The following is a 26,152-nucleotide window of genomic DNA, read 5'->3' as shown; positions in this document are numbered from 1 at the left end:
AAAGAACCAGATCCGTTAGGAATCTGGTTCTTTTTCGTGATTCTATAACTTGAATGAACTTTTCAACCCGACGATTTGGTTGAAGACCAAGTGATCGGCCGCAGTGAGTTTTGAATCAACATTATAATAGCCATGCCTGAAGAATTGGAACTTATCCTGAGGCTTAGCATCTTTCATGTTAGGCTCGACAAATCCTTGTAAAATTTCGATAGAATCAGGGTTTACCCGGTCCAGGAATGATTTTTCTTCCTCTTCATCATTTTCCTTATCCAAGATTAAAGGCTGAAAGTTGCGGAATTCTGCTGTAACCGCTTGTGAAGCTTCGACCCAGTGCAATGTACCTTTCACTTTACGGCCAGTGAAGCCCGATCCGCTTTTCGTTTCAATATCGTATGTGCAGCGAAGTTCAATGACGTTACCGGCTTCGTCCTTAATCACTTCTTCACATTTAATGAAATAAGCATGCTTCAAACGGACTTCATTGCCCGGGAAAAGTCGGAAATACTTTTTCGGCGGGTTTTCCATGAAATCGTCCTGTTCGATATATATTTCACGTGAAAACGGGATTTGGCGTGTACCCATTTCCGGTACTTCCGGATTGATCTCAGCATCCAGCCACTCTATCTCGCCTTCTGGATAGTTGGTGATGACCACTTTAAGCGGGTTCAGGATGGCCATAGTCCGTGGAGCCTTCAGCTTTAAGTCTTCCCGCACGAAATGATCAAGCATTTGAGAATCTACGATACCGCTTGTTTTGGCGACACCTATCTCTTGGCAGAATGCACGAATCGCTTCGGGTGTATACCCGCGTCTCCGTAAGCCTGAAACAGTAGGCATCCGCGGATCGTCCCAACCGTCCACGAAGCCCTCATCGACAAGCTGCTTCAGTTTTCGCTTGCTCATTACTGTGTTGGTCAGGTTAAGACGGCCAAATTCATATTGCTTTGGTTTGCTTTCCATTTCACAATTCTCAACGATCCAGTCATAAAGAGGGCGTTGATCTTCGAACTCAAGCGTACAAATGGAGTGTGTGACTCCCTCGATGGCATCTTCAATCGGGTGGGCAAAGGCATACATTGGGTAGATGCACCATTTGTTGCCGGTATTATGGTGTTCAGTATGGGAGATACGGTATATGACGGGATCACGCAAATTAATGTTAGGTGAGCTCATATCGATTTTTGCACGCAATACTTTTGCGCCGTTTTCGAATTCGCCGCTGCGCATCTTTTCAAATAGTTCAAGGTTTTCCTCGACGGTTCTATTGCGGTGGGGGCTGTCTTTTCCCGGCTCTGTCAGCGTTCCGCGATATTCACGGATTTGGTCGGCATTAAGGTCGTCCACATATGCCAGTCCTTTATTGATGAGCAGCACAGCTCTTTTATACATTTCATCAAAATAGTCGGAAGCGAAGAAAAGGTTATCCCAGTCGTAACCGAGCCATTTTACATCTTCCTTGATGGAGTTTACAAACTCAATATCCTCTTTCAATGGATTCGTATCATCGAAACGAAGGTTGGTTTTCCCATTGAAATCATCAGCCACCCCAAAATTCAAAATGATTGATTTGGCATGCCCGATATGTAAATATCCGTTCGGCTCAGGAGGGAAGCGGGTGATGACATGATCATGTTTTCCGGACTCTAGGTCATCTTTTATAATATTTTTAATAAAATTCGAAGAGTTATTTTCCAACTGAATTCGACCTCTTTCATTTATATACTTCTTTTAATTTTACCTGTATATATACCATAAATACAGATATTTTTCCATGTTCGAGCCGGAATCACGGTTTATCTGAAACAATTCATCAAGTATTTAGTTTGTACAATCCGAGCGGAAATATCCCTGAAACTTTGATCATGTAATTTAGGGAACGACCTAACTGGACATTAAAGAAACAAATTAGCCCCTTTTCATCTAAAAAAGCAATACAGGAATTCATGCCTGTATTGCTTATAAACTCGCTAGCAGTCAGATTTTAGAATTAAAATCAAAAGACTGTCGTTTGCAAAAATTCTTTTGTACGTTCTTCTTTTGGATTGGTGAAGAATTCTTTTGGCGGTCCGCTTTCGACAACCCTCCCATTATGCATGAAGACAATCCAATCCCCGACCTCACGTGCAAAGCTCATTTCATGTGTAACGACTACCATTGTCATCCCTTCCAAGGCAAGTTCCTTCATCGTGGCAAGAACTTCACCCACAAGTTCGGGATCCAGAGCCGAGGTAGGCTCATCAAAGAGCAGGATATCAGGTTTCATGGCAAGGGCGCGGGCGATGGCAACACGCTGTTTCTGCCCGCCTGAGAGCTTGCTTGGATAGACATCCGCTTTATCTGATAAACCCACTTTGGCAAGCAATGTCTTTGCTTCTTCAATCGCTTGGGCCTTAGGGACTTTTTTGACGTGTGTCGGTGCTTCGATGACATTTTCCAGTACGGTCATATGCGGGAAGAGGTAGAAATGCTGAAATACCATTCCGACTTTCTCGCGGATTTTATTAATATCATGGGTACCAGGATTGATTTCCGTTCCTTCAATGAGGATTTGGCCGCTGTCTTTCTTCTCTAAATAATTCAAACAGCGGAGCAGGGTGCTTTTTCCGGAACCGCTTGGTCCGATCAGACAGACAACATCGCTGTCGAGTACCTTCATATCGATATCTTTAAGTACATGCAGGTTTCCATACGATTTATTTAAATTCCTAATGCGAATCATTTCTTTTTGTTCCATTTCAATTCCCCCTATCGATCACTGATGGACAGTTTCTTTTCGAATAAATTGACGATAATGGTCAGGAAAGCCACTAGAATCAAGTAGTAGACCGCTACAATCAATAAATAAGTCATTTCATCGAAATTATTCGAGCCCAACGTAGTGGCTACATTAAACAGCTCATTCATGGATATGAAGGCTGCCAGTGATGAATCCTTCAGTCCGATGATGAATTGGTTGCCAAGCGGCGGCAATGCGCGGCGGAAGGCTTGAGGCAAGATGATTCTCCTTAAGGTGAGCGAATTGCTCATGCCAAGGGAGCGGCCGGCCTCCATTTGGCCTTTGTCGATGGATTGAATCGTACCACGTAAAATCTCTGAAATATAAGCTCCATTATGGAAAGCCAGGGCAAGTGACGCCGCCCAGAAGTCCGGCAGTAAGAAGAGATTGCTGATACCGAAATAGAGTATGAATATCTGTACGATTAAAGGCGTTCCCCGTACCAGGAATACATATGTATCTGAAATCCATGCAAGAATTTTTATATTGGATATTTTTAATAGGGCAAATAGCAAACCGATCAAGATACCCACCAATATGGAGACTACCGTCAGTTCCAATGTGAGGAGCATGGCCCGGATGAATACGTCCGAGGAGCTAAATAATGTATCAAAAAAATGTGAAAAACTTGGCAATGTAATGACTCCCTTTCTATCAATCTTTATTCAGGCTTAGTTGTGATGTCTTCACCAAAATACTTTTTGCTGATTTCAGCAAGCGTTCCATCTTCACGGAGATTTTCAAGAGCTTCGTTGATGCGTGCAAGCAGCTGAGGGTTGTCGTCAGGCAGTACGATGGCCTGTTCGCTTCGTTCGATCAATTGCCTTCCTTCGATGTCGAAACCTTCCTTGGTTGCTTCCTTGCCGGTTACGAAGTCGGTGATGACGGCATCATGACGTCCTCCGCTCAATGCCTTCAGGGCGGTGATATCACTGTCATAGGTTTTTACATTGTTTGTATATTTTTCTGCTGTCGTTGCGTACGTGGAGCCTTTAGAAGCCGCAACTTCCTTACCCTTTAAATCTTCAACCGTTTTAATATCACTATCCGGGCGAACGAAAATTTGAGGACCTGAGTAGTAATAAGGGGTCGAGAAGGCAACATGTTTACTTCGTTCTTCATTGATTGTATGGCTGGCAACCGCGGCATCTGCCCGACCGGTTTTAACACCTTCCACGATACCTTTGAACTTTATCCGTTTAGGCACAGGTTCTAGGTCGAGTTCCTTTGCAATTGCATCGCCAACTTCAATATCGAATCCGGTTACGGTCATGTCATCATTGACATAACTGAATGGCTTGAATTCACCTGAGGCAGCAAAAACAAACTGGTCCTCATTGATTAGCTTACTCCCGTCCTCCAGCTGGTCCTTTTCGGCACAGCCGGACAGAAGACCAAGGACAGCCAGAATGGATACAATGAATGTAACGGATGATTTCATGATAATTTCATTTCCCCCTTTGAAAAAAACTAATAGAATGGTCTATACCCTTATGAGGCAATGAATAACCTTATTAACTATGGAAAATAAAACTGAAACCAAAAAGGCTGTCCAGCACATACCGACATTTCATCCAAGAATCCCCCTTCACTATGCATTTCATAAAGGTTCTCGGCCTTTGCCTTCATTTCCTTCCAAATTACATGTAATTTCCTGAAAAAGTGACAAAAATTACTTGATAGGAGAAGAAATTTTGAAACAATTCAGGCTGATGATGTATCTATCGAAAGCGAAAAACTGATGATAACCGTATCTAATGAATGGGATGGGATAAAACTGTGGAGTATTTTAGGCAATGTTGATTTTGTCTGCCAACAAAGTCCCGATTTGATTGACTGACTTTAATTTCAGACATGAATTGAAGTATAATATAGCAAAATAGAAGAAGGGCAGTTGGGAAAATGGTTAGCAACTTTGTGCAAGAGCAGTTACAGGAATATCGCGAAAGAAATCAAGATAGAGGCCGTTTAATTATAAAATGTCCGGACCAGCCGGGAATTGTTTCGACAGTTACGGCTTTTCTTAAAGAATATGATGCAAATATTGTTGAATTGAGTCAGTATTCGATGAATCCTGAGGGCGGTACCTTTTTCACCAGGATCGAGTTCGATTGTCCAGGATTGAATGACAAGGCAGCGGATATGCAACTGGCATTCCAGGAAGTTTCGACAGCATTCTCGATGCAATGGACATTTAATCATGTGAGTGATCTGAAGAGGACGGCAATCTTCGTTTCGAAGGAACCCCATTGCCTTCTGGAATTGCTATGGGAGTGGCAAAGCGGGGATTTATTGGCTGACATTGCACTGGTCATCAGCAATCATGAAGATACGAGGGAAATTGTCGAATCGATGGGCATCCCGTTTTATTACATTCCTGCCAATAAGGATATACGTAAGGAAGTGGAGACTAAACAGCTTGGACTTTTGGAAGAATTCAAAGTGGAACTTATTGTATTGGCCAGGTATATGCAGATATTGACGCCGGACTTCGTAGCGGCCCATCCGAACAGGATCATCAATATCCATCATTCATTTTTACCTGCCTTCATTGGAGCACGGCCTTATGAACGAGCTTATGACAGAGGTGTTAAGCTGATTGGGGCGACTTCCCATTATGTGACGAATGATTTGGATGAAGGTCCAATCATCGAGCAGGATATCGAACGTGTGGACCATCGTGATTCTGCCGGGGATATGAAGAAAATCGGTCGTTCTGCTGAACGCCGGGTGCTGGCACGTGCCGTTAAATGGCATTTGGAGGACCGCGTCATTGTTCATGAAAATAAAACGGTAGTCTTTTAAAATGAAAAACCCCCCTTTGGGTTGCCAAGGGGGGATTCCGTTTGCGCCCATCCTAGAACCATGATTTTAGTGGAATACTGAATTATCCTGCATGTTTTTTAACTGCTTACTAGATTGAAGAAATTTGCGACACTCCTGCCGAATACTGGCTAGCTGAGACCCCGGGAACGCTTGCCGGCGAGGAGTCTTGGCAGACAGTCGGCGGAAAGGGAGCGGATTTCTGAAATCACCTGGAACCTTTTTAAACGAATTGAAAGTAAATTAGTTCTTCTCTAATTTGTCTACAGTCTGAATCCCCCTTTAGGTTAAGGGGGTTTTTTAGGATGGAATTAAGTGAGTGCTAGTACGAGTATTCCACCCTTACTGAGGCAGTTATGTTCAATTCACCAGGCTGAATCGGGGTAGTCGCCATTTTTGAAAGAGTACTTGTTTGAAAAAGCATTGGAGTTGCCGTTTCAGATAGTTCTTCAACCCTATTAGGGACTGGGTTCAATGAGATTCCTAGCGTTCGAGCCATGGAAAGAGCTTTTTCGTATGCATTTTTTAAAGCGAGAGAAAGTGCCTGGTTATAGTATGCATCTGGATTGGATAAAGAGAAGCGGATGCTGGTGATTGAATTGGCACCGCTTCTGACGGCCGTGTCGATTATGCTGCCTATTTTTTCGATGTCGGTCGTTTGGGCTTGTATGATGTGCTGGACTTTGTAGTTCTTGAACAATTCTTTTCCGTCAATATAATCATATTGTGGATCGATTCTGTAATCGCTCGTTTTCAATTGCTCTTCGGGAATGCCTGCGGATTTAAGTGATGCGATGACATTTGCGATTGCTTGGGAATTGGCTTGCTGGGCCTTTTGCGGTTCCTCATCCTCCGTTATGACTCCAAGGGTGATCGTGGCTTGATCCGGAGCAGCAGATAGCGTCTCTGAGCCGGAAACTTTCAATATATGTTCATCGGTGCGGTAATGATCCCTAAAGGGGGCATTGTATTCTTGATTCATTTTGACACCAGCCTTTTTATAGAGATAATCTCACCCCTATTGTACGAATTATGAATGGGAAACATGATGAAAATATCCCCCTTTGTCATTAATTCATCGAACATCACACAAAAAAAAACACTCGGCCTGGACCGAGTGCACATTACTTATGAATGACTTGAACCCTGCCTACCTGGCCATCAGTCAATCTTACTTTAATTCCATGAGGGTGGGTGCTGGAGTTGGTTAAAATATCCTTTACAGTGCCACTTGTCAGTTTTCCGGTGCGTTGATCTGCTTTAAGTACAATGTCCACAGAGGCACCTGGGGTAATATCTTTCCGGTTTTTACCGTTCATGTTCGATTCATTCCTTTTCAGAGTTATTTGCAGCCATTCAACCATGCAGTAACTTCAGTATAAGGAAAACGGCGGGCCCAGTCGACTATTAGATAAAATCACAAATTGGCAGTCAGCGAATTTTCTTCAATGGTTCGACAGCAGGGCCATTTAACACTTCACCAGCGATGGAGTAGCGGGAGCCATGGCATGGGCAATCCCAAGTACGGTCGCCGCTATTCCAGGCAACTTCACACCCCATGTGTGTACATGTGGAATCAACAATATGAAGCTGGCCATCATGGTCACGGTAACACCCAGCTTTGTCTCCATCCACCTTCACGATTGCTCCTTCATCAATTCCTATGTCTTCCGGCGTTTTATGATTGACAGCCAATTTGCCTTTGATGAGATGCTTCGCCACATCAGCATTATCTTGAAGAATATTCTTCACGCCTTTTAAACGGGCAGGATCATACAATTCCGCATACCGGTTATCTTTTTGCAAAATCCGGTCAGTTAAGATCCTGGCGGCAATCGATCCATTCGTCATTCCCCATTTCGCATAGCCGGTAGCTATCAGGACGTTTTGTTGGTTGGCTGTCACTGGACCGACGAAGGGGATATTATCCGGTGTCACGATATCCTGTGCCGACCAGCGGTAGGGAATGTCTTTCACATCGAAATACTGGGCACTGAAGTCCTTCAGTGCTTCATAATGCTCGATCGTCGATATTCCCTGGCCTGTTTTATGGCCATCTCCGCCAACAAGTATAAGTTTTTCCCCATTGTCCAATTCCGTATAGCGAAGGGAGCGGCTAGGGCTGTCTGCACTGTAATACATCCCGCCTGGATACTCCTGTTCAGTCCTGATGCCAAGCACATAGGACCTACTTACATGAACACGGGCAAAGTATAAGCCCTTTTCATCATTGAAAGGGAAGTGGGAGGCCACGATTACCTGATTGCTTTTGATGGAATGTCCCGTATCAGTCAGAACGGTTGGTGGATCGCCATCTTCAATTTTCATTGCCGTTGTCCGTTCATAAATGGTGCCTCCTGCATCGAGAATTGTCGAAATGAGGGCCGTTAAATATTTTAATGGGTGAAACTGTGCTTGATCTTTCATTATCACAGCAGCTTTACATGGAATGGAGAAAGGGATATTCTCCGCATAATCCCCCCGAATGCCAAGTTTTTGATAAGCTCTCAGTTCTTTTTGGATTTTGCTTATATATTCGTCCGTATTTGCGTACACATAGGCATCCTGTGCAGACAAATTACATTCAATGGAATGTTCTTCTACCAAGTCTTTAATCAGCTTCATTCCATCTGTATTGGCTTCATAATAAAGCTTGGCATTCTCTTCGCCATGGTCAGTGATCAACTGGTCGTAAATCAGGCCATGCTGGGCCGTGATTTTTGCTGTAGTGTGTCCTGTCGTTCCGGTAAGGATTTGGCCTGCTTCAATCAGTGTGACTTTTACACCTTGTTTGGCAAGTAGGTAAGCAGATGTGATTCCGGTAATTCCGCCGCCTACTATTAAGACGTCAGTGGTTAGATCTGTATCTAGTTTAGAAAAAGAAGGGAATGTTAACGCACTGCGCCAATAAGGTTCCGGAAATCGGGGAAGGTCTGTATTTTTTTCAGTCATTTGAATACCTCCATACAGTTCATTAGTGAATCGTCCATTTATTACCATACCCAAATCCGCTATTTATACGCTAATTTTTCTAAGAAGAAAGACTAAAAAATACATTATTTGGTTCGTTTACAATTATGTATACATGTAAACAAAAATAGATACTTTGTACACAAATATGTATACATGTTTACAAATGAGTACACATGGCTATATATATGGTGTATACATATTTGTTCCTATTGTAAACAATTTGAAAACAATTCGACAAATATAGCTACAACTTATGAAGGAATGACTATAGTGGAAACTTTTTCAACTTCCAAAATCGTGGAGAGGAGGGCCGTTAAATACTTTAAAGGGGTGAAACTGTGCTTGAATATGGAAGAATTAAAGGAAAGGAGAAAGGGATTTTTTCTGCATAATCCCCGCGAATGGCTAGTTTCGATAGGCTTTTGGTTCTTTTGGGATTTTACATTTATATCTATCAGTATTTGCGTGAATATCCATTGCAGTCAAATTACCAATGCAATGTTTTTTCTACATAAGCCCATTCTTTCTGCATTGGCTACATAATATAGTTGGCTTTCTCTTCACCATGTTTTAGTGAACAAAAAAGTCGTAAACCAGTCATGCTGTGGTGTGTCCCGTTGTTCCGTTAAGGATTTCACCAGCATCTATCAGTGTAACTTTAATACCTTGTTCCCTGTAATTCCGCCGAAGGACTGACACCGATTGAAGAAGCTTTGGCTTATGGAAAACTATTGGAGCTGCATAGTTCTTCCCAAATTCGGGAACACGATTGTCGCAGTGCGTTAAATTCCCCTTCATTTTCTAAATACAGATATAACCACTTACGTCTTCGAGAGGGCATGGCGTTCCGTAATTTGCTTTTGAAGAAAGTGCATCCTGAACCTCCTGGGGCAGCTTAAGCAGCCGAAGCTTATTCGCCACGGTAGATTGACCTATTCCCAGTCTTTGTGACAGAGCTTCTTGCGTTAAGCCATTTGAATACCTCTTTACAGTTCATTAGTGAATCGTCCAAGTATTACCGTATTTAAAATCAGCTATTTATCCGCTGATTTTTGTAAGAAGAAATATTTAAAAAAAATACATTATTCGGTTTGTTTACAAATGAGTATACATGTAAACGAAAATAGATACATTGCAAACAAAAATGTATACATGTTTACAATCAAGTACACATAGCTATTTATATGGTGTGTACATATTTGTTCCTATTGTAAACAATTTGAAAACAATTCGACAAATATAGCTACAACTAATGAAGGATTGACTAACGTGAAAACTTTTCCTATTCTTAAAGGGAATGCTTCACTTAAATTTTTTCCATGAAAAAGGGGATGTTTTTAGATGAGTTCTAGAATCGCAGCAGTAGACGTAGGAAATGATGCTATCAAGGCTATTTTTGGAAAGCTAGAGTCTGAACTATATATACCGAATGTCATTGCAAAAGACATAGAGGACCGTCCGGTCATTGGGATTGAGGAACTTGATGAAAAAAACCCATTGGAAGGGATTCATATCAGGGTCCATTCACCGGCTCTGCAAGACAATAATGCGATTTATCGCGTTGGGAACTTGGCGACAAAAAGTGATAATCCTACCGAATTGGATTTAGGAAGCAGTAAATCGGAAGAAGATCAAACATTAGTCATGCTTTTTGCGGCTCTTGCATTAGACGCTGCCAAGTTGGGGGACAACGATACATTCAAAAAAGTGAATAACGTTGTGGAAGCCAACTATACTCTTGGAACAGGGTTGCCACTTCGGGAGGTTAAAGAAGGGAAAGATGTCGGGTACCGCTCGAAATTACTTGGTTCAGTCCACCAGGTGGAATTTTTAATTACTCCTAAATACCAAGGCATGAAGGTTAATATCAAATTTGATGAAGTGAAAGTCTATCCAGAGGGTTTTGCAGCATACATAAATTTGGTCATGGATAAAGATTTGAATATCATTAATCGTGAATTAATAGATAGAAGAATACTGATTCAGGATATCGGTGGATTATCGACGGATATCGCTGTCATTAAAAATCGTAAAGTTGACGATGACAAAGCGCAAGGATTCAATTTGGGGGTAGCTGAAGCCCTTGAATCGATTCGTGAAGAAATCAGGAAGAAACATGGTGTCGAGTTGGATAGCAGGCGCGACGTCGTTGAAATCATCACGAAGAAAAATGATCGCAATCATATTATGGTTCGCGGAAGCCGGACAAGCGTTCATGATATCGTTGACCGTATTTTGGGAGAACTGGCCAAAAAGCAATATCGCCACCTGCGCAACGTGTGGCAAAAAAACTCACAAACGGAAATCTGCTATTTTGTAGGCGGGGGATCGATTGTCTTGAAAGATTACTTGAAAACCTTGAATCAAAACTTCGATGGCTACAATATAGACTTTTTCGAAGATGAGCGGGAAAGCGTTTGGATGATGGCAAACGCTTATTATAAATTGATTTCGGATTTTAATCGCCGCCGGAATGCAAAGGAACAGAATCAGTCCCAGCAAAAGAAGAAAGAACAAAGAACGGGTTCCATTAAATAGGTGAGAGAATGAAAAAAACAGCTTCTTCTGAAATTAAAAGAGGACAAGCCATCACTTTTCGTATCCCTTCGGATGTCTCAGACTATACGTTAAGACAGCTGCAGAAATTGAAGGAAACGGAAAGAAGGAATTTTTCCAGTAAAATTGCTGAGTATGTTCTCGATGGAGTCGGGCAATCCACCCATCAGGATCGGGAAATGATTGCCCTGCCGATGCCGAACAAGCTAAGCAAATCTCAGCGTGATTGGCTCAAGCATTCCCACTCAGAAGCTATGCTTGGAACGATTATGTACCACCTTTTATCCGATCCTTTACGCGCTACGGCCTTGCTTGCCTCTTTGAATAATAATGTATTGAGTGAGGAATTGTATGTGCAGGCCGAGCCCGAGGAAAAGGAACCCGTGGAGGTCCAGGAGGACCTGCCTAAGAAAGATTTGGATGACTTTGATTGGAATTTGAATGAACCCTCACAACAAGAGGAAGAAACAGAACCTGAAGAGGAAAATCTTGACGATCTCCTGGGTGATTTTCTTGATCAAATGAACCAGTGAATATGTAGGAGGATATCTGACGACAAGTTGGATATCCTCCTTTTTCTTTGCAGGGGCCAAAAAAAGAGGAACCCCAAGGATTCCTCTTAAGATGATCAAGCCAGGAAAATCAGTTGGTAAAGGAATAAAACGGCAAACATGTACACGAACGGATGCACTTCACGGAAATTGCCTCTTGCCATTTTTAAAATGGGGTAGGCGATGAATCCGAGTGCTATCCCGTTGGCGATGCTTGATGTTAAAGGCATGGCGACAATGACCAAAAAGGCTGGAAATGATTCATCAAAGTGTGTCCAGTCAATTTCATTAATGCTTTTAATCATCATGCTTCCGACGATGATCAAGCTAGGTGCCGTGATTGCCGCTACATTTGAGACAGCTCCTATCAGCGGGCTGAAAAAGGCGGTTATTAAGAATAGGATGGCCACCACCAACGCGGTTAAACCTGTCTTGCCGCCCGCTCCTACACCAGCTGATGATTCAACCGAGGCAGCGGTCGGGCTTGTGCCGAACATGGCGCCGACAGTAGTGCCGATCGAATCTGCAAAGAAGGCACTGCCTGATTTTTCAAGCTTGTTCTCCTTTAGCAATCCAGCTTGACGGACAATGCCCAATAAAGCACCGGTCGTATCGAAAAGCATGACAAGCAAAATAGAGAAGACGACGCCATAAAGCCCATAGTTAATCACATCGGCGATAGATGTGATTGGATTGGCGACTATTATCCCTTCAGGTAACGAAGGGGTGGAAACCAGGCCGTTAATTTCCAATTGGCCTGTAAAGAAAGCGATGATGGCAGTCACGATCATTCCGATGAATATCGCTCCCTGCACATTGCGAACGATCAGCACGATCGTTATGACCAAACCAACCAATGTGAGTGCCACACTGGGATCCCTGAAGCTTCCAAGGGTAACCAGGTTGGATTCATGCTGTGTGACGACACCTGACAAACGAAGTCCGATGAAGGTAATGAAGAGCCCGATTCCGGCACTGATTGCATGCTTTAAGTTATTAGGGATGGCCTCGATCAATTTTGAGCGGAAGGAGGTTAGGGATAAAAGGATAAAGATGATACCGGTAACAAAGACTGCAGAGAAGGCAACTGTGTATGAGATATCATGGGTTCCCAATACCGAGTATGCAAAATAAGCATTCAATCCCATTGCCGGGGCTATGACAATAGGGTAATTGGCTAAAAGGGCCATGCATAGTGTACCGACTATTATTGCGAGTATGGTTGCTGTGAATGCTTGGTCGAAGGGAACACCCGCATCAGAAAGGATCATGGGGTTTACAACGATGATATAAGCCAGTGTTAAAAAGGTTGTAAGCCCCGCAAGTACTTCCGTTTTAATATTTGAATTCCGTTCTTTTAATTTAAACATGCGGTCACTCCTTTTTTATATACAAAAAATCCTTGCAAAAATCTACAAGGAGGAGATGCTTACCCTATTTCAAGTAAGTAGCTCTATAGATGGATAATAAATCTTATAAATTATATTAGAAAAATAACTAAAGTACAATAGGATGAAAAATTTTAAGGTACAGGTTTTCTCGAAAATAGATAATGATATACTAACAAATAGCTTAGACTAAGGATAATGACTTGAAATGAAGGAAGCTGTTACCATTTAAGTGGATTTATCAGTAAATTAAATGAAGAAATTCAGAAAGTAGGCCCATACATGACAGAATTCATCGACCTTGGCGTCAGCCCGGCGATTAACAACATATTAAAGCAAATAGGAATATCCGCCCCTACCCCGATTCAGGAGAAATCGATACCCGATATCCTTGCTGGAAGGGATGTCATCGCGAAGGCGCAGACAGGAACGGGGAAGACTTTGGCCTTTTTGCTGCCAACCCTGGAAAAAGTCGATCCCGCCGCATCCCACATACAATCACTGATCGTCACGCCAACAAGGGAACTGGCTTTGCAAATCACTGCTGAATTGAAAAAATTCGCTGATGAAATCGAAGGACTTCAAGTGCTTGCAGTTTATGGTGGACAGGATGTCGAGCAGCAAATGAAAAAGCTGACAAGAAACATCTCCGTGGTGGTCGCCACGCCCGGCAGGTTATTAGATCATTTAAGAAGAGGCACCATCGATCTCTCACAAACTGGAACGCTTGTGCTAGATGAAGCTGATCAAATGCTTCATATTGGGTTTTTACCAGAAGTGGAAGAGATCATGGAACAGCTTCCAGAGGAACGCCAAACGCTGCTCTTTTCAGCGACGATGCCAGAACAGGTTCATCAACTGGCTAAACGCTATATGACTAAACCATTAACTGCCGCTGTGAAGGCTGAGCAAGTAACGGTCGAGAAAATCAGGCAGCTTGTCATCGAGACGACCGATCGTGCCAAACAATCTTCATTAATCAACATGATCAAAGAAGAACAGCCATACCTTGCAATCATATTTTGCCGTACAAAACGTCGCGTTTCGGTATTGAATGATGCCCTGAAGGCAGCTGGATTCAATTCTGAAGAACTTCATGGTGACCTTTCACAGGCAAAGCGGGAACGTGTCATGAAAAACTTCAGAGACGCAAAGCTTCAATATTTAGTGGCGACGGATGTTGCTGCACGAGGGCTTGATGTAGAAGGCGTGACCCATGTGTTTAATTACGATGTTCCCGAGGATGCAGAAAGTTACATCCACCGAATCGGGCGGACGGGCCGTGCGGGTGAGAATGGCTTGGCTGTCACCTTCATAGCAACGAAGGATCTTCAGCTATTAAGCGATATTGAAAAAGGGATCTCCATGAAAATCGAAAGAAGGACGATTGAAGGTGTGAAAATGTTCCAACCCGATGAGGTGAGGCAAAAAAGGAAGCGTCATGAAGACCCTTCCGATGAGGGTACTCGCCGCCCGCGTTCGGGAGGGGGAAGGAAACATCGGGAAAGGATCGATACGAGAGGACCGAATCGGGGCAGTCACCGTTCTGTAAATCAAGCGGACAATCGTGAAGTCGAGAGGGAGAAACCACGTGGAGGCCGGATGGAAAACAGCCGCGGGCCTATACGTGAGGATTCACGGGGAGTTCGTTCGGAAAACGGCCGCGGACCAAGGAGAGAGAATCCGCGGGGTGGCCGCTCGGAAGACGGCCGTGGACAAAAGCGTGACAATCCACGAGGAGGTCAAAGATACAGCCGTAGATCAACTAGTACACAAGGCGCGAGCAATCGCAGAGGTGGATCTGGCAGCAGCCCCAATAGAGGGAGAAACCGGTAAAAGGGGGAGACGGAGTGAACAAGCCTTGGTTGGCAGAATATCCAGTTTCTCTGGATCTGGCAGGGAAATTGATCATGCTGCAGTTTCCGGAAATTGAGTTGAAAGAAATCAAGCAACTTGGAGAGGGTTTCGATAACACGGTCATACAAATCAATGGGCAATTTGTATTCCGTTTTCCCCGCCGCCCTATTGCAGTTACGTTGATTCAAGTGGAAAATCAGCTTTTGCCTTCTATTGCAGGAACTTTTCCGCTTGCTATCCCTGAACCAATCTTTTTTGGGAAACCAAGCACTTTGTATCCTTATCCTTTTACCGGTTATAAAATGGTGAAGGGACACTTGCCTGTAGAAGGAACAAAAGAAAATAAGGTCGAATCCGCAAAAAGATTTGCCCGCTTTTTGAAGGTACTTCACAGTTTCCCTGTCGAAAAGGCTATGCGTTTAGGTGTGCAGCCTGATGGGATGATGAGGCTTGATGTACCCTATCGAAAGAAATCACTTATGGAAAATGTCTCGAATCTAATAAAGCTAGGATACTTTGAACAGGCGCATGCAGTTAAGGATTTTGTTGAAGCCTTAGGTGAAGGTGAATTGGATGTTCAGCATCCGATTTCGCTCGTTCACGGAGACATCCATATCCGGAATGTTTTACTTGATGACGAAGGCGTTCTCGCAGGTGTCATTGATTGGGGAGATGTCCATATCGGGAATCCAGCCATTGATTTCTCCTTTTTATACAGTTATTTCCCAAAAGAGGTGCGCAGTGCTTTTTTCGAAATCTATGGTGAAATCGAAAAGGAAACAGAGAGCCTAGCACGGTTCAGAGCCATATATATGCTTGTTACATTACTCGTTTATGGCATAGATCGCCACGATGAAGAGCTGATTGCCATTACGAGTACCGGTTTGAAATTTGCTATAGAAGAATAATTGTCATGCTCTTTTGATGTTTAGGAGGTACATATGAAGGCAAGTTATTATCATACAATCATTTTAATGGCGAACATATTGGATCAAGCTAATATTCCCTACCAATATACAGGTCGATCTGCGCTTTTCGTACAAGGAGTGGATATCGATGAATATAAGAAAATCAGCATGGATGTACAATGGGATGTCTTTAATGAGGCTTTGGATCTTTTTTCCGAATACGCGCCAACAAAGCCTGAAAGAAGTCCTGAGACTGCATTCTTTCTAATGGATGTCGAGGGGATTTCTGTCACTGTTCGCTGCCGGTTTAACACGACCATTAAAACGGACCCTTATCGTTTATCCATAAAGATGGGGGATATGGAGGTTTGGTGCAGGTCGTTATACAGCTATTTATACGAAGAAGAAATGAGAAAGTTCAGTGCCGAGATTCATGCTTACTTATCAGCCGAGCAGAAGGGGTTCACAGCGGAAAATGAACAAGCCTGGAACCAGAATAATTATTTAGCGCTTGTCAATCGTTATGGAAATCCCGTTGAATTGGCATCAAAAATCAAACAAAACCCAAAATGGAGACTTCACCCTTTTTATAAATATATGGGGGAAGTATCCGGCAAAAAAATCACACATTTGATGGGATCGAACGGTGTGAAGGCAGTTGCACTGGCCATATTGGGAGCAGAAGTGAAAGTTGTTGATTTTTCCAAGGAAAACGCAATGTTTGCAAATGAGCTGGCAAGTGGCGCCAATGTCTCCATCGAGTATATCGTTTCGGATGTCCTTTCGCTATCATCCGGGCATGAATCAGGGAATCAGGATTTGGTTTTAATGGAGCTCGGTGTACTTCATTACTTAATAGATCTGCAGCCGTTATTTGAAAAAATTAAAAAGATGCTGAAACCTGGAGGCCGATTCGTACTGCATGAATTTCATCCAATTTCAACAAAGCTCATTACTTCAAATGGTAAAAAACATAAAATAACAGGCAACTATTTCGCCCCGGCAATCGAAAACAATGAGGTCGCTTTTTCGAAGCATATGCCGGATGAGGAAAAAGGGAGCCTTTCAAGAGTTGTACAGCGTAAATGGACAATCGGGGAACTTATAACGTCAATTGGTCAATCAGGGCTCGTTATTAAAGTGCTCGAGGAAGAACCGAATCATAAAATCCATGATATCGGGCTTCCGAAAACATATACCTTGGTGGCGGAACGAGTTTAAGCTGCGTGATGAGGGAATGAAAGCTGACTGAAGGAGCGTTTTCAGTCAGCTTTTTATTTATTCCACAATAAAGGGGATGCCGCTTCTGCAGCATCCCCGAAATAATTAATTTTGGGCCGACCATTCCTCTACATCCCATACTTTGGTTACCCAATCTTCATAGAAATCAGGTTCATGGCATACAAGGACAATCGTTCCTTTATACTCTTTCAATGCACGTTTCAGTTCTTCTTTTGCAACGACATCCAAATGGTTTGTCGGTTCATCGAATAACAGCCAATTGCTTTCGGTAAGCATGAGTTTACAAAGGCGCACTTTTGCTTGTTCCCCACCGCTTAAATGGCTCATCGGACGTGTAATGTGCTCGTTTTTCAAACCGACACGGGCAAGAATCGCACGTACCTGCGGTTGGTCCAGATGAGGAAATGCATTCCATACTTCATCGATCGGCGTCGTATCGCCTGCTTTCACTTCTTGTTCAAAATACGAAGAAAAAAGGAAATCGCCAAGTGATCTTTTACCGCCTAGAGGATCGATTTTACCTAAAATCGTTTTTAATAGAGTGGATTTACCAACTCCGTTACAGCCGACCACGGCAATTTTTTCTCCCCGCTCGATGGTCATGGACAACTTCGGAAGCAGTGGGCGGTCATATCCGATTTCCAGATCTTCACCTTCAAAGACATAACGGCTGCTCGCACGTGACTCTTTAAAGTCAAAGGTAGGTTTCATTGCAGTTTCCGGACGGTCGATGCGTTCCATGCGATTCAATTGCTTTTGACGGCTCTTTGCCCGTCCGGTCGTTGAATAGCGTGCTTTATTCTTTGCAATGAAATCTTCCTGCTTTTTAATGAATTCGCGCTGTTTTTCATAGGCGTTAATATGTTGGTTTTTATTCAATTCAGCCAGCTCAAGGAATTTTTCATAAGTTGCCGTGTAACGGGTCAGTTTAGAAAATTCAAGATGGAAGATGACGTCGACGACGCCGTTCATGAACTCGGTATCATGCGAAATTAATAAGAATGCATTAGGATATTCCTTTAAGTAGCTGCTCAGCCAGCGGATATGCTCCACATCCAAGTAGTTCGTCGGTTCATCTAGGAGCAGTACTTCAGGCTGTTCCAAAAGTAGCTTGGCTAGTAAAACCTTTGTCCGTTGTCCGCCGCTCAGGGCAGAGACATCACGGTCCAAACCGATTGCATCCAACCCTAAACCGCGTGCCGCTTCTTCAATTTTAATATCCAGATTGTAAAAGCCGCCGGCTTCCAGCTTGTCCTGGATTTCACCCATTTGTTCCAAGAGTTCTTCAAGTTCCTCCGGAGTGGCCGTACCCATTTTCTCTGTAACTTCATTCAGTGCTTTTTCCTGCTCGAATAAAGGTAAGTATGCATCCCGTAAGACGTCGCGAATCGATTTACCTTTTGAAAGTATCGTATGTTGATCAAGATAGCCATATTCGACACCAGGTGTCCATTCGACCCGGCCATCATCATGGATGAGTTGCCCTGTAATGATATTCATCATCGTTGATTTCCCGACACCATTTGCCCCGACCAGACCAACATGTTCGCCGGCCATCAGGCGGAATGATACATCCTTGAATAAGGTGCGGTCGCCAAAGCTGTGTGCTAATTTATCTATAGAAAGTAAGCTCATTTTATATTGAACCTCCCAATTAATTTGAAAAAATCCCTACGTTTCATCATACTAAAATCTGCACGGGAATGCTATCTAATCTATTAATTTACATATATGTGGGTACGGGGAATCCTTAAAGTGAACCAACCGATCCAATGCCATGGTGCATTATCGCCCTGTCATAAATTATATGAGATAATAGAGGAACCAGTTTAAAAGCGAAAGGATGTTAATATGAGTAAAACAGTCGTTCTGGCCGAGAAACCCTCGGTCGGCAGAGATATAGCGAAAGTGTTGAATTGCGGGAAAAAGGGGAATGGCTTTTTTGAAGGCGATCAGTATATCGTCACTTGGGCACTGGGTCATTTGGTTACCCATGCAGATCCGGAATCTTATGATGAAAAATATAAAACGTGGCGCCTTGAGGACCTGCCCATGTTGCCGCCTACTTTGAAATTGGTCGTGATCAAGCAATCAGGCAAACAGTTTCAATCGGTTAAAACACAATTGAATCGCAATGATGTTAAGGATGTCATCATTGCAACGGATGCAGGCCGTGAAGGGGAACTTGTTGCACGCTGGATCCTCGAAAAAGCGAATGTGAAGAAGCCGGTCAAGCGGCTTTGGATTTCCTCTGTAACGGATAAAGCGATCAAAGATGGATTTAAAAATCTGAAAGATGGCAAGGAGTATGAAAACCTATTTGCCTCTGCTGTAGCAAGGGCGGAAGCGGACTGGATCGTTGGGATGAACGCGACGCGTGCCCTAACGACCAAGCATAATGCCCAATTATCCTGCGGGAGGGTCCAAACGCCGACACTTGCGATGATTGCAAAAAAAGAAGAGGAAATAAAACAGTTCCAGCCTAAGAAATATTATGGCGTTTCGGCTATTGCAGAACCCAATTTGCGCCTCGTCTGGCAAGATGCCCAATCAAAAGATATCCGCACTTTTGATAAAAACAAGGTAGAAAAGGTTCTTGCAGCCGTTAAGGGGAAAAGTGCAGAAGTGGTTGAAGTGAACAAGGCACATAAGAAAAGTTTTTCCCCTTCTTTATATGATTTAACAGAACTTCAACGGGACGCCAATAAGAAATTCGGCTATTCGGCGAAGGAGACGTTATCGATCATGCAGCGCTTATATGAAAGCCATAAGGTCTTGACTTATCCAAGGACGGATTCACGCTTTTTATCAACGGATTTGGTTGATACGCTAAAAGAAAGATTGCAGGCTGTAAGCATTAAACCATATGCCCAGTATGCATCGAGGATCCTGCGCAGCCCGATTAAAACAAATAAATCGTTCGTGGACGATAGCAAGGTTTCTGATCACCATGCAATCATCCCCACTGAGCAAACGCCGCTGCCGGGAAAACTGAGCGACAAAGAATCGAAAATCTATGATTTGGTCGTTAAAAGGTTCCTTGCTGTATTGATGCCGCCTTTTGAATATGAACAAACGACCATCACCGCAAAAATGGGGCAGGAGATGTTCATGGCAAAAGGGAAGGTCATCCTGAAGTCAGGTTGGAAGGAAGTTTATGATCACCAATTCGATGAGGAAGAAGCTAAAGATGGCCTTGCGGAGCAACTGCTTCCGAACGTTCAAAAAGGTGACAGATTAACCATTTCGACTGTGAAACAAACAGAGGGTGACACGAAACCGCCGGAACCATTCAATGAGGGGTCGCTTCTTTCGGCAATGGAGAATCCCGCTCGTTTCATGGCAGGGGAAAGCAAAGAGCTCATCAAGACTCTTGGTGAAACTGGCGGGATTGGAACTGTTGCAACACGTGCGGATGTCATTGAAAAACTGTTCAATAGCTTCCTGATCGAGAAGAGAGGAAAGGGCCTTCATGTCACCTCGAAAGGAAAACAACTTCTTCAATTGGCACCTGAAGATTTGCGTTCTCCAGCTTTGACAGCTCAATGGGAGCGAAAGTTAACTGCGATAGCAAAAGGAAAGCTGCCAAAACAGGCTTTCATCGGCGATATGCGCTCCTACGCCAAAAATATCGTCCATGAAATCAAAAATAGTGACCAAAAATTCAAGCATGATAACGTGTCAGGAACGAAATGTCCTGATTGCGGCAAGCTGATGCTGGAAGTGAATAGTAAAAAGGGAAAAATGCTTGTCTGTCAAGATCGTGATTGCGGCCACAAAAAAAGTGTTTCACGTGTAACAAATGCCAGATGCCCGCAATGTCATAAAAAGATGGAAATGCGCGGTCAAGGAGAAGCACAGACATTCACCTGTAAGTGCGGTTTTCACGAAAAACTATCTTCTTACAATAAACGAAGAGGTCAAAATAAAAATCAAAAAGTATCCAAAAATGAAGTATCCAATTATATGAAAAAGCAAAATAAAGAAGAGCCGATCAATACTGCATTGGCAGATGCCTTGGCGAAACTGAAATTAGATAAATAAAAGAAAAAGGATGGAGCAATCGCTCCATCCTTTTTCGGTATATTCCTGCTACGACTAAATTTCATTCAGTACGGTGCCATGTAATTCATATTCAAGTGTTTTGTCAGTGTGTGTGTGTTTATCCGAGTCTACTCGTATGAGCGTACTGAATGGTTTTTGATCACCCGGACTGAAAATTGCTTCATCATTCTCTGGATTCCATAGGCTGTAAATACTCATGATCGTATCTTCCTCCTTTGGATGAGAAGACTAGTAATTCCCATGCTTGATTATCATCCAACTCTTCAATTGACTCTAACGCTGATCACCGGGACTAAACACCGCTGCGTCATTCTCTTTGTTCCATTGGCTTCTGATTGTACTAATCATGCACTATCATCTCCTTTGGTGAGAATGTCTTACAGTATTTGTATACCCGGATGGGACAGGTTAAAACATATATTATAAAAAAACATGATTATATCCAGAAATCAGTATTTGTATATATCGACGTGATAAATAAGAATTTTTTTAGTTTCAAACAGTTGTATGGTTGTTCGCCAATATTTCCAACCTTTATGCATAGTTTGCAATCAGATTTTAAATCTATATGGCTTGATGTAATAATTGAGACCTGCGTTTCCCATCAAAAAATCAACAGAAAAAAACCCTGCTACAACACGGAGAAACCGCATTATAACAGGGCTTATAAACTTTAGCGTCCCAGATAGGAATCGAACCTACGACCTACAGCTTAGGAGGCTGTCGCTCTATCCTGCTGAGCTACTGGGACATATATTAAAGTCGACGACTTATTTATTATATTTCTTATAGGCAAACTTTTCAAGCTAATAGCACATACTTATGAAAAAAAATCCTCATAAATGCTTAGCGTGTCGCTAAGCTTTCATTTTTCCTCTTTTTTCATTAAATGGAATACTTTATTGTTCATTGGTTTTCTGGTACTATTATACTATAAAAAATCAGGAGAATGATAGTGAAAAAATATAGAGTGTTAAGAATGGCGGCATTGCTGGGGGTTTTGATTTTACCTGGATGCACACAATGGATTTTAGAGGGGATAGGCACAAAGACGGCTGCACCGGTTGCGGAAGATGACATTGAAGTGGCCGAAGCGGCTGAGAATGGGACCGGGCAGGATACGGAGGGGCAAATCGATACGGGAGACTGGTTAAAGGCCGAGTCCCCGGTCCAGCTTCCGATCTTGATGTATCACAGCATTTCTGAAGGGAATGGCCTTCTGGTTCCAAGGGAGGAATTCCGATCACAGATGGCTTGGCTTCGGGAGAATGGTTACTATACATTATCCCCTGAAGAAGCATTCCTCGTTTTAACCGTGAATCGGATGCCAAGTGAGAAGTGCGTCTGGATTACTTTTGATGATGGCTATACAGATAACTACACGGAGGCATTCCCGATATTAAAAGAAAATGATATGAAAGCAACTGTCTTCATGATTGGGAAGTCCATTGATAAAGGTCATCACCTGACTGAAAATCAAATGTTGGAGATGAGCAGGGATGGGATTTCAATTGAAAGCCATACCATCAGCCATTTGGAGCTGAACCGCATGACGGCAGAGCAGCAAGAAGCCGAAATGGTTCAGTCGAAGGTGCTGTTCGACCATATCCTCGACCAGGACACGACAGTGCTTTCCTATCCGGTTGGCCGGTATAACGAAGAGAGTCTCAGGCTGTCAGAAGAAGCTGGATATAAGATGGCAGTCACTACCGAACCTGGGGGAGCTTCAAGCGACCAAGGGATGCATGCTCTGCATCGAGTTCGGATTTCACCAGGGTTATCGATCAATGGGTTTGCGTCGCTGATTGAAAATGCTTCAAAGCATTGAAGGTGGAAGGGGCATTTCGCACTTGTTCAGAAAAATCATATAATAATCGATTCTTACATGGTGTATAATGAAGGCAGTGAAAATTATATACATATGAACGATTTGGTGTCTTAATGACTTAAAAGGGAAGTTGGTGAAATGCCAACGCGGTCCCGCCACTGTATATGGGAGCTGACGGCTGTGTACCACTGTATGAGATATGGGAAGGTGCCGTTGACGATGACCATGAGCCAGGAGACCTGCCAGAATTCGTACACCTGTAACCTACGCGGATGGGAAGGTGTGTGGCAGACCCTAAGAAAGAGTCCGTATTGATATTGTTGCCATGCAAGCATCTTCCGTTTAACGGGAGATGCTTTTTGTTTTTGGGGTATCTTCCAGTATTGGTTTTCTCTGTTGGATATAAAGAAATTAAATAAAAAGATTGTGGGGAATGAAAATGAAGAAGATTTTTGGTCTGATACTGTTGATGTTACTTACTGCAGGCATGATGGTAGGCTGCGGTGCTGCTGATGAAGGAAAAGAAAAAGAAAAAGAGCAAACGAATCATGCACAACACGAAGCTTTCCCGGTTACGATTAAAGATGCAAGTGGGGAAAAAGTTACGATAGAAAAAGAACCGAAGAAAATCGTTTCGTTGATACCAAGTAATACGGAAGTGGTCTTTGCACTTGGTTTGGGTAAAAAGGTCGTTGGTGTTTCCGACAATGATAATTACCCGGAGGAAACGAAAGAAATTGAAAAAGTAGGCGGAATGGAAATGAACACGGAGCTGATTGTCTCCATGAAGCCTGACCTTGTTCTTGCGCATGCATCAAGTGCCCATAATTCAAATGAGGGTTTACAGCAGCTTAAGGATGCCGGAATAGATGTACTCGTAGTCAACGATGCACAAAGCTTTGACCAAGTCTATGAATCTATTGAAATGATTGGAAAGGCAACGGGAGAACATGATAAGGCAAATGAAATCGTTGCGGATATGAAAACGAAGCTCAAAGATATCCAGGAAAAAGCCAAATCCGTAAAGAAAGAGGATAGGAAGACCGTTTTAGTGGAAGTTTCGCCTTCACCGGAAATATACACACCTGGGAAAAATACTTTCATGAATGAGATGCTTACTATTATTTCAGCGGATAATGCCGCTGCTGATTTGGACGGTTGGGCAAAAATTGATGAAGAGTCGATGATTGCTGCAAATCCTGATGTCATCATTACAACGTATGGTTATTATACGAAAGATGCAGTAAGTGAAGTGACGGCCCGAAAAGGATGGCAAGACGTAAATGCTGTTAAGGATGGCCAAGTCTTTGATGTCCATTCTGACTTGGTGACCCGTTCCGGTCCACGCTTAATAGAGGGAGTAGAGGAACTTGCCAAAGCAGTCTATCCGAACCAATTTGACAACTAAATGGGCGTTTGCTTATTTGATTGCGTTTTTCATTTTGTTATTCGCAATGACGATAGGCATTTCCTTTGGTTCGGTGCCAGTACCGATTCCCGTACTTATGCAAATAATCGGCAAGGAGATTTTCCACTTGCCGATTTCTGCCGATCCGGATGTGATGCTTACGAATATCGTGATGAACATCCGCTTGCCGCGGGTGCTGCTCGCTGGTTTGGTTGGGGCATCACTTGCGATTGCGGGTGCGGCTTTTCAGGGACTGCTCCGGAACCCGCTCGCTGATCCTTACACATTAGGTATTTCATCAGGAGCATCGGTCGGAGCCGTATTGACGATATTTTTGAATATATCACTGCCATTCATCGGTTTATATACCCTTCCGGCATTGAGTATCTTATGTTCAGTGCTCACGATGCTCTGCGTACTGACTTTTGCAAAAAAAATGGATCGATCGATGAAAGTGGAAACGATCATTTTAACGGGAATCATTTTCAGCTCGTTTTTAAGTGCCTTCATTTCATTGATGATTGCGCTGACGGGTGACGAATTAAGACAAATCATCGGCTGGCTGATGGGAAGCGTCTCAATGCGCGGATGGAATTATATCGTAATCATTTTGCCGTTTTTTATCATTGGTTCGTTGACCTTGATCATGAATACAAGTGAATTGAATGCGATGACTTTCGGGGAAGACCGGGCAAAACACTTAGGTGTGAATGTCAAGCGGCGGAAAATGTGGATCTTGATAGCCGGTTCGACATTGACAGGGGCAGCCGTTGCCGTTTCAGGGGCGATTGGCTTTGTAGGATTGGTCATTCCTCATTTTGTTCGAAAGATTTGGGGACCTGACCATAAACATTTGCTTCCGTTGTCATTGCTGATAGGAGGCGGATTCTTGATATTGGCCGATTTTGTAGCACGAACGATCATTGCCCCATCGGAACTGCCGATCGGGGTGATCACCTCACTTATCGGGGCACCTGCATTTGCGCTGATTTTATTAAAGAGACGGAGAGAAGGGTAAAACGGATGCTTGAAGTAAAAGGGTTAACAGGTGGATATCACAACAAAGCTGTTTTGGACTCTGTCTCTTTTGATGTACATAAGGGGGAATTATTCGGGATTCTTGGTCCTAATGGCAGCGGGAAAACGACGCTTTTAAGTATGCTTAGCGGGGTGCTTGATTATAAAGGCGGAAGCGTACGGATAAGCGGCAGGGATTTGAAGGATTATTCGTCAAAGCAACTTGCACAGGTCATTGCCGTGCTCCCTCAACATTCCTCATTAGCTTTCTCCTATACAGTAAAAGAGACGGTCTCGCTTGGGCGATATGCCCATCAATCAGGTTGGTTCCATAGTTGGTCCGCAGAAGATGAATCGATTGTCCAGCGGGTGATGGAACAAACGGGAGTAGCTGATTTTCAGGATCTTCATTTCGATCGATTATCAGGAGGGGAAAGACAGAGGGTCCTGCTGGCACAGGCCCTTGCCCAAGAGCCGGAAATCCTTTTTTTGGATGAACCTACGAACCATTTGGATCTTTCCTACCAAAAAGATCTTCTTGATCTAATGAGGAAAATGGCAAAAGAGCAGAAGTTGACCGTTATTTCAATTTTTCATGATTTGAATTTGGCTGGATTATATTGTGATCGGCTTATGCTGCTTGAGAAAGGGCAGATTCAGGTTGTTGATGTCCCGAATGAAGTGCTTCAACAGGAACGGATTCAGGGTGTATATCATACGACGATCGAAAAACATCCGCATCCCGCCCTTCCGAAACCGC

The 26,152-nt window shown here is 43.3% G+C and carries 20 protein-coding genes, 1 tRNA gene, 2 pseudogenes and 1 riboswitch; of the genes and pseudogenes, 11 read left to right on the top strand and 12 right to left on the bottom strand.

Features of this window, described 5'->3' with window-relative positions; genetic code table 11:
* Positions 1-42: 42 nt before the first annotated feature.
* From NYE65_RS12205 to NYE65_RS12190, 4 genes are all read right to left on the bottom strand, one after another.
* Positions 43-1,695 carry a glutamine--tRNA ligase/YqeY domain fusion protein gene (locus tag NYE65_RS12205; protein ID WP_340861004.1) on the bottom strand — a complete coding sequence of 551 codons (1,653 nt, stop codon included), beginning with the start codon at positions 1,693-1,695 and terminating at the stop codon, positions 43-45.
* Positions 1,696-1,993: 298 nt separating this feature from the next.
* Positions 1,994-2,734, bottom strand: a complete 741-nt coding sequence (locus NYE65_RS12200; protein ID WP_034316039.1) for an amino acid ABC transporter ATP-binding protein — start codon at positions 2,732-2,734, stop codon at positions 1,994-1,996.
* A gap of 11 nt (positions 2,735-2,745) precedes the next feature.
* The gene (locus tag NYE65_RS12195; protein WP_264639941.1) at positions 2,746-3,411 is read right to left on the bottom strand and encodes an amino acid ABC transporter permease; all 666 of its coding nucleotides are present in this window, start codon (positions 3,409-3,411) and stop codon (positions 2,746-2,748) included.
* A 26-nt stretch (positions 3,412-3,437) separates the two neighbouring features.
* Positions 3,438-4,217: a transporter substrate-binding domain-containing protein gene (locus NYE65_RS12190; RefSeq protein WP_098864442.1), complete on the bottom strand. Its 780-nt coding sequence runs from the start codon at positions 4,215-4,217 to the stop codon at positions 3,438-3,440.
* 461 nt (positions 4,218-4,678) lie between these two features.
* On the opposite strand from NYE65_RS12190, the gene purU reads away from it, so the two are divergent.
* Positions 4,679-5,581: a formyltetrahydrofolate deformylase gene (gene purU / locus NYE65_RS12185; protein ID WP_328175799.1), complete on the top strand. Its 903-nt coding sequence runs from the start codon at positions 4,679-4,681 to the stop codon at positions 5,579-5,581.
* Between the two features lie 340 nt (positions 5,582-5,921).
* Here the strand turns inward: purU and NYE65_RS12180 are convergent, their stop codons facing one another.
* The 4 genes and pseudogenes from NYE65_RS12180 to NYE65_RS12165 all read right to left on the bottom strand — a co-directional run.
* Positions 5,922-6,581 carry an SIMPL domain-containing protein gene (locus NYE65_RS12180; RefSeq protein ID WP_328175798.1) on the bottom strand — a complete coding sequence of 220 codons (660 nt, stop codon included), beginning with the start codon at positions 6,579-6,581 and terminating at the stop codon, positions 5,922-5,924.
* 142 nt (positions 6,582-6,723) lie between these two features.
* A complete protein-coding gene (locus NYE65_RS12175) occupies positions 6,724-6,918 on the bottom strand; it encodes a YwbE family protein (protein WP_034316239.1) in 195 nt (64 codons plus the stop codon).
* 112 nt (positions 6,919-7,030) lie between these two features.
* Entirely contained in the window at positions 7,031-8,551 is a 1,521-nt protein-coding gene (locus tag NYE65_RS12170) for an FAD-dependent oxidoreductase (RefSeq protein ID WP_340861003.1), read from the bottom strand.
* A gap of 857 nt (positions 8,552-9,408) precedes the next feature.
* A pseudogene (locus NYE65_RS12165) lies at positions 9,409-9,541 on the bottom strand (nucleoid occlusion protein); the annotation flags it as partial.
* Between the two features lie 372 nt (positions 9,542-9,913).
* Between NYE65_RS12165 and NYE65_RS12160 the strand changes: the two are divergent.
* Complete coding sequence (locus NYE65_RS12160; protein ID WP_057278235.1) at positions 9,914-11,110, top strand: ParM/StbA family protein; 1,197 nt, start codon at positions 9,914-9,916, stop codon at positions 11,108-11,110.
* An 8-nt stretch (positions 11,111-11,118) separates the two neighbouring features.
* On the top strand, positions 11,119-11,661 hold the full coding sequence (locus tag NYE65_RS12155; protein ID WP_057278234.1) for a hypothetical protein: 543 nt from the start codon (positions 11,119-11,121) through the stop codon (positions 11,659-11,661).
* A 95-nt stretch (positions 11,662-11,756) separates the two neighbouring features.
* On the opposite strand, the gene NYE65_RS12150 is transcribed toward NYE65_RS12155, so the two are convergent.
* Complete coding sequence (locus NYE65_RS12150) at positions 11,757-13,049, bottom strand: NCS2 family permease (protein ID WP_328175796.1); 1,293 nt, start codon at positions 13,047-13,049, stop codon at positions 11,757-11,759.
* Positions 13,050-13,349: 300 nt separating this feature from the next.
* Between NYE65_RS12150 and NYE65_RS12145 the strand changes: the two genes are divergently transcribed.
* From NYE65_RS12145 to NYE65_RS12135, 3 genes are read left to right on the top strand one after another with little or no spacing between them, the layout of a single operon-like run.
* Positions 13,350-14,903 carry a DEAD/DEAH box helicase gene (locus tag NYE65_RS12145; protein WP_340861002.1) on the top strand — a complete coding sequence of 518 codons (1,554 nt, stop codon included), beginning with the start codon at positions 13,350-13,352 and terminating at the stop codon, positions 14,901-14,903.
* A 14-nt stretch (positions 14,904-14,917) separates the two neighbouring features.
* Complete coding sequence (locus NYE65_RS12140) at positions 14,918-15,832, top strand: phosphotransferase (RefSeq protein ID WP_340861001.1); 915 nt, start codon at positions 14,918-14,920, stop codon at positions 15,830-15,832.
* 33 nt (positions 15,833-15,865) lie between these two features.
* The gene (locus NYE65_RS12135; RefSeq protein WP_340861000.1) at positions 15,866-17,053 is read left to right on the top strand and encodes a class I SAM-dependent methyltransferase; all 1,188 of its coding nucleotides are present in this window, start codon (positions 15,866-15,868) and stop codon (positions 17,051-17,053) included.
* Between the two features lie 105 nt (positions 17,054-17,158).
* Here the strand turns inward: NYE65_RS12135 and NYE65_RS12130 are convergent, their stop codons facing one another.
* Positions 17,159-18,709 carry an ABC-F family ATP-binding cassette domain-containing protein gene (locus NYE65_RS12130; protein WP_034316019.1) on the bottom strand — a complete coding sequence of 517 codons (1,551 nt, stop codon included), beginning with the start codon at positions 18,707-18,709 and terminating at the stop codon, positions 17,159-17,161.
* A 216-nt stretch (positions 18,710-18,925) separates the two neighbouring features.
* Between NYE65_RS12130 and NYE65_RS12125 the strand changes: the two genes are divergently transcribed.
* Positions 18,926-21,118 carry a DNA topoisomerase III gene (locus tag NYE65_RS12125; protein WP_340860999.1) on the top strand — a complete coding sequence of 731 codons (2,193 nt, stop codon included), beginning with the start codon at positions 18,926-18,928 and terminating at the stop codon, positions 21,116-21,118.
* Between the two features lie 54 nt (positions 21,119-21,172).
* Here the strand turns inward: NYE65_RS12125 and NYE65_RS12120 are convergent, their stop codons facing one another.
* Both NYE65_RS12120 and NYE65_RS12115 read right to left on the bottom strand, forming a co-directional pair.
* Positions 21,173-21,337, bottom strand: coding sequence for a hypothetical protein (locus NYE65_RS12120; protein ID WP_156404392.1), 165 nt, complete (start codon positions 21,335-21,337; stop codon positions 21,173-21,175).
* A 479-nt stretch (positions 21,338-21,816) separates the two neighbouring features.
* Positions 21,817-21,890, bottom strand: a tRNA-Arg gene (locus NYE65_RS12115).
* A 228-nt stretch (positions 21,891-22,118) separates the two neighbouring features.
* Between NYE65_RS12115 and NYE65_RS12110 the strand changes: the two genes are divergently transcribed.
* From NYE65_RS12110 to NYE65_RS27240, 4 genes and pseudogenes are all read left to right on the top strand, one after another.
* On the top strand, positions 22,119-22,967 hold the full coding sequence (locus NYE65_RS12110) for a polysaccharide deacetylase family protein (RefSeq protein ID WP_445670448.1): 849 nt from the start codon (positions 22,119-22,121) through the stop codon (positions 22,965-22,967).
* A gap of 86 nt (positions 22,968-23,053) precedes the next feature.
* Positions 23,054-23,228, top strand: a riboswitch (cobalamin riboswitch).
* 172 nt (positions 23,229-23,400) lie between these two features.
* The gene (locus tag NYE65_RS12105; protein WP_328175790.1) at positions 23,401-24,375 is read left to right on the top strand and encodes an ABC transporter substrate-binding protein; all 975 of its coding nucleotides are present in this window, start codon (positions 23,401-23,403) and stop codon (positions 24,373-24,375) included.
* Entirely contained in the window at positions 24,338-25,393 is a 1,056-nt protein-coding gene (locus tag NYE65_RS12100; protein WP_340860997.1) for a FecCD family ABC transporter permease, read from the top strand. Before NYE65_RS12105 ends, NYE65_RS12100 begins: the two co-directional genes overlap by 38 nt.
* Positions 25,394-25,398: 5 nt before the next feature.
* A pseudogene (locus NYE65_RS27240) lies at positions 25,399-26,148 on the top strand (heme ABC transporter ATP-binding protein); the annotation flags it as partial.
* Between the last annotated feature and the right edge of the window lie 4 nt (positions 26,149-26,152).

It is taken from the genome of Peribacillus sp. FSL R5-0717 (genome assembly GCF_038002945.1).
Lineage (GTDB): Bacteria > Bacillota > Bacilli > Bacillales > DSM-1321 > Peribacillus > Peribacillus frigoritolerans.
The sequence above is the reverse complement of the archived record's forward strand: the minus strand, read 5'-3'. Positions and strand labels throughout refer to the sequence as shown.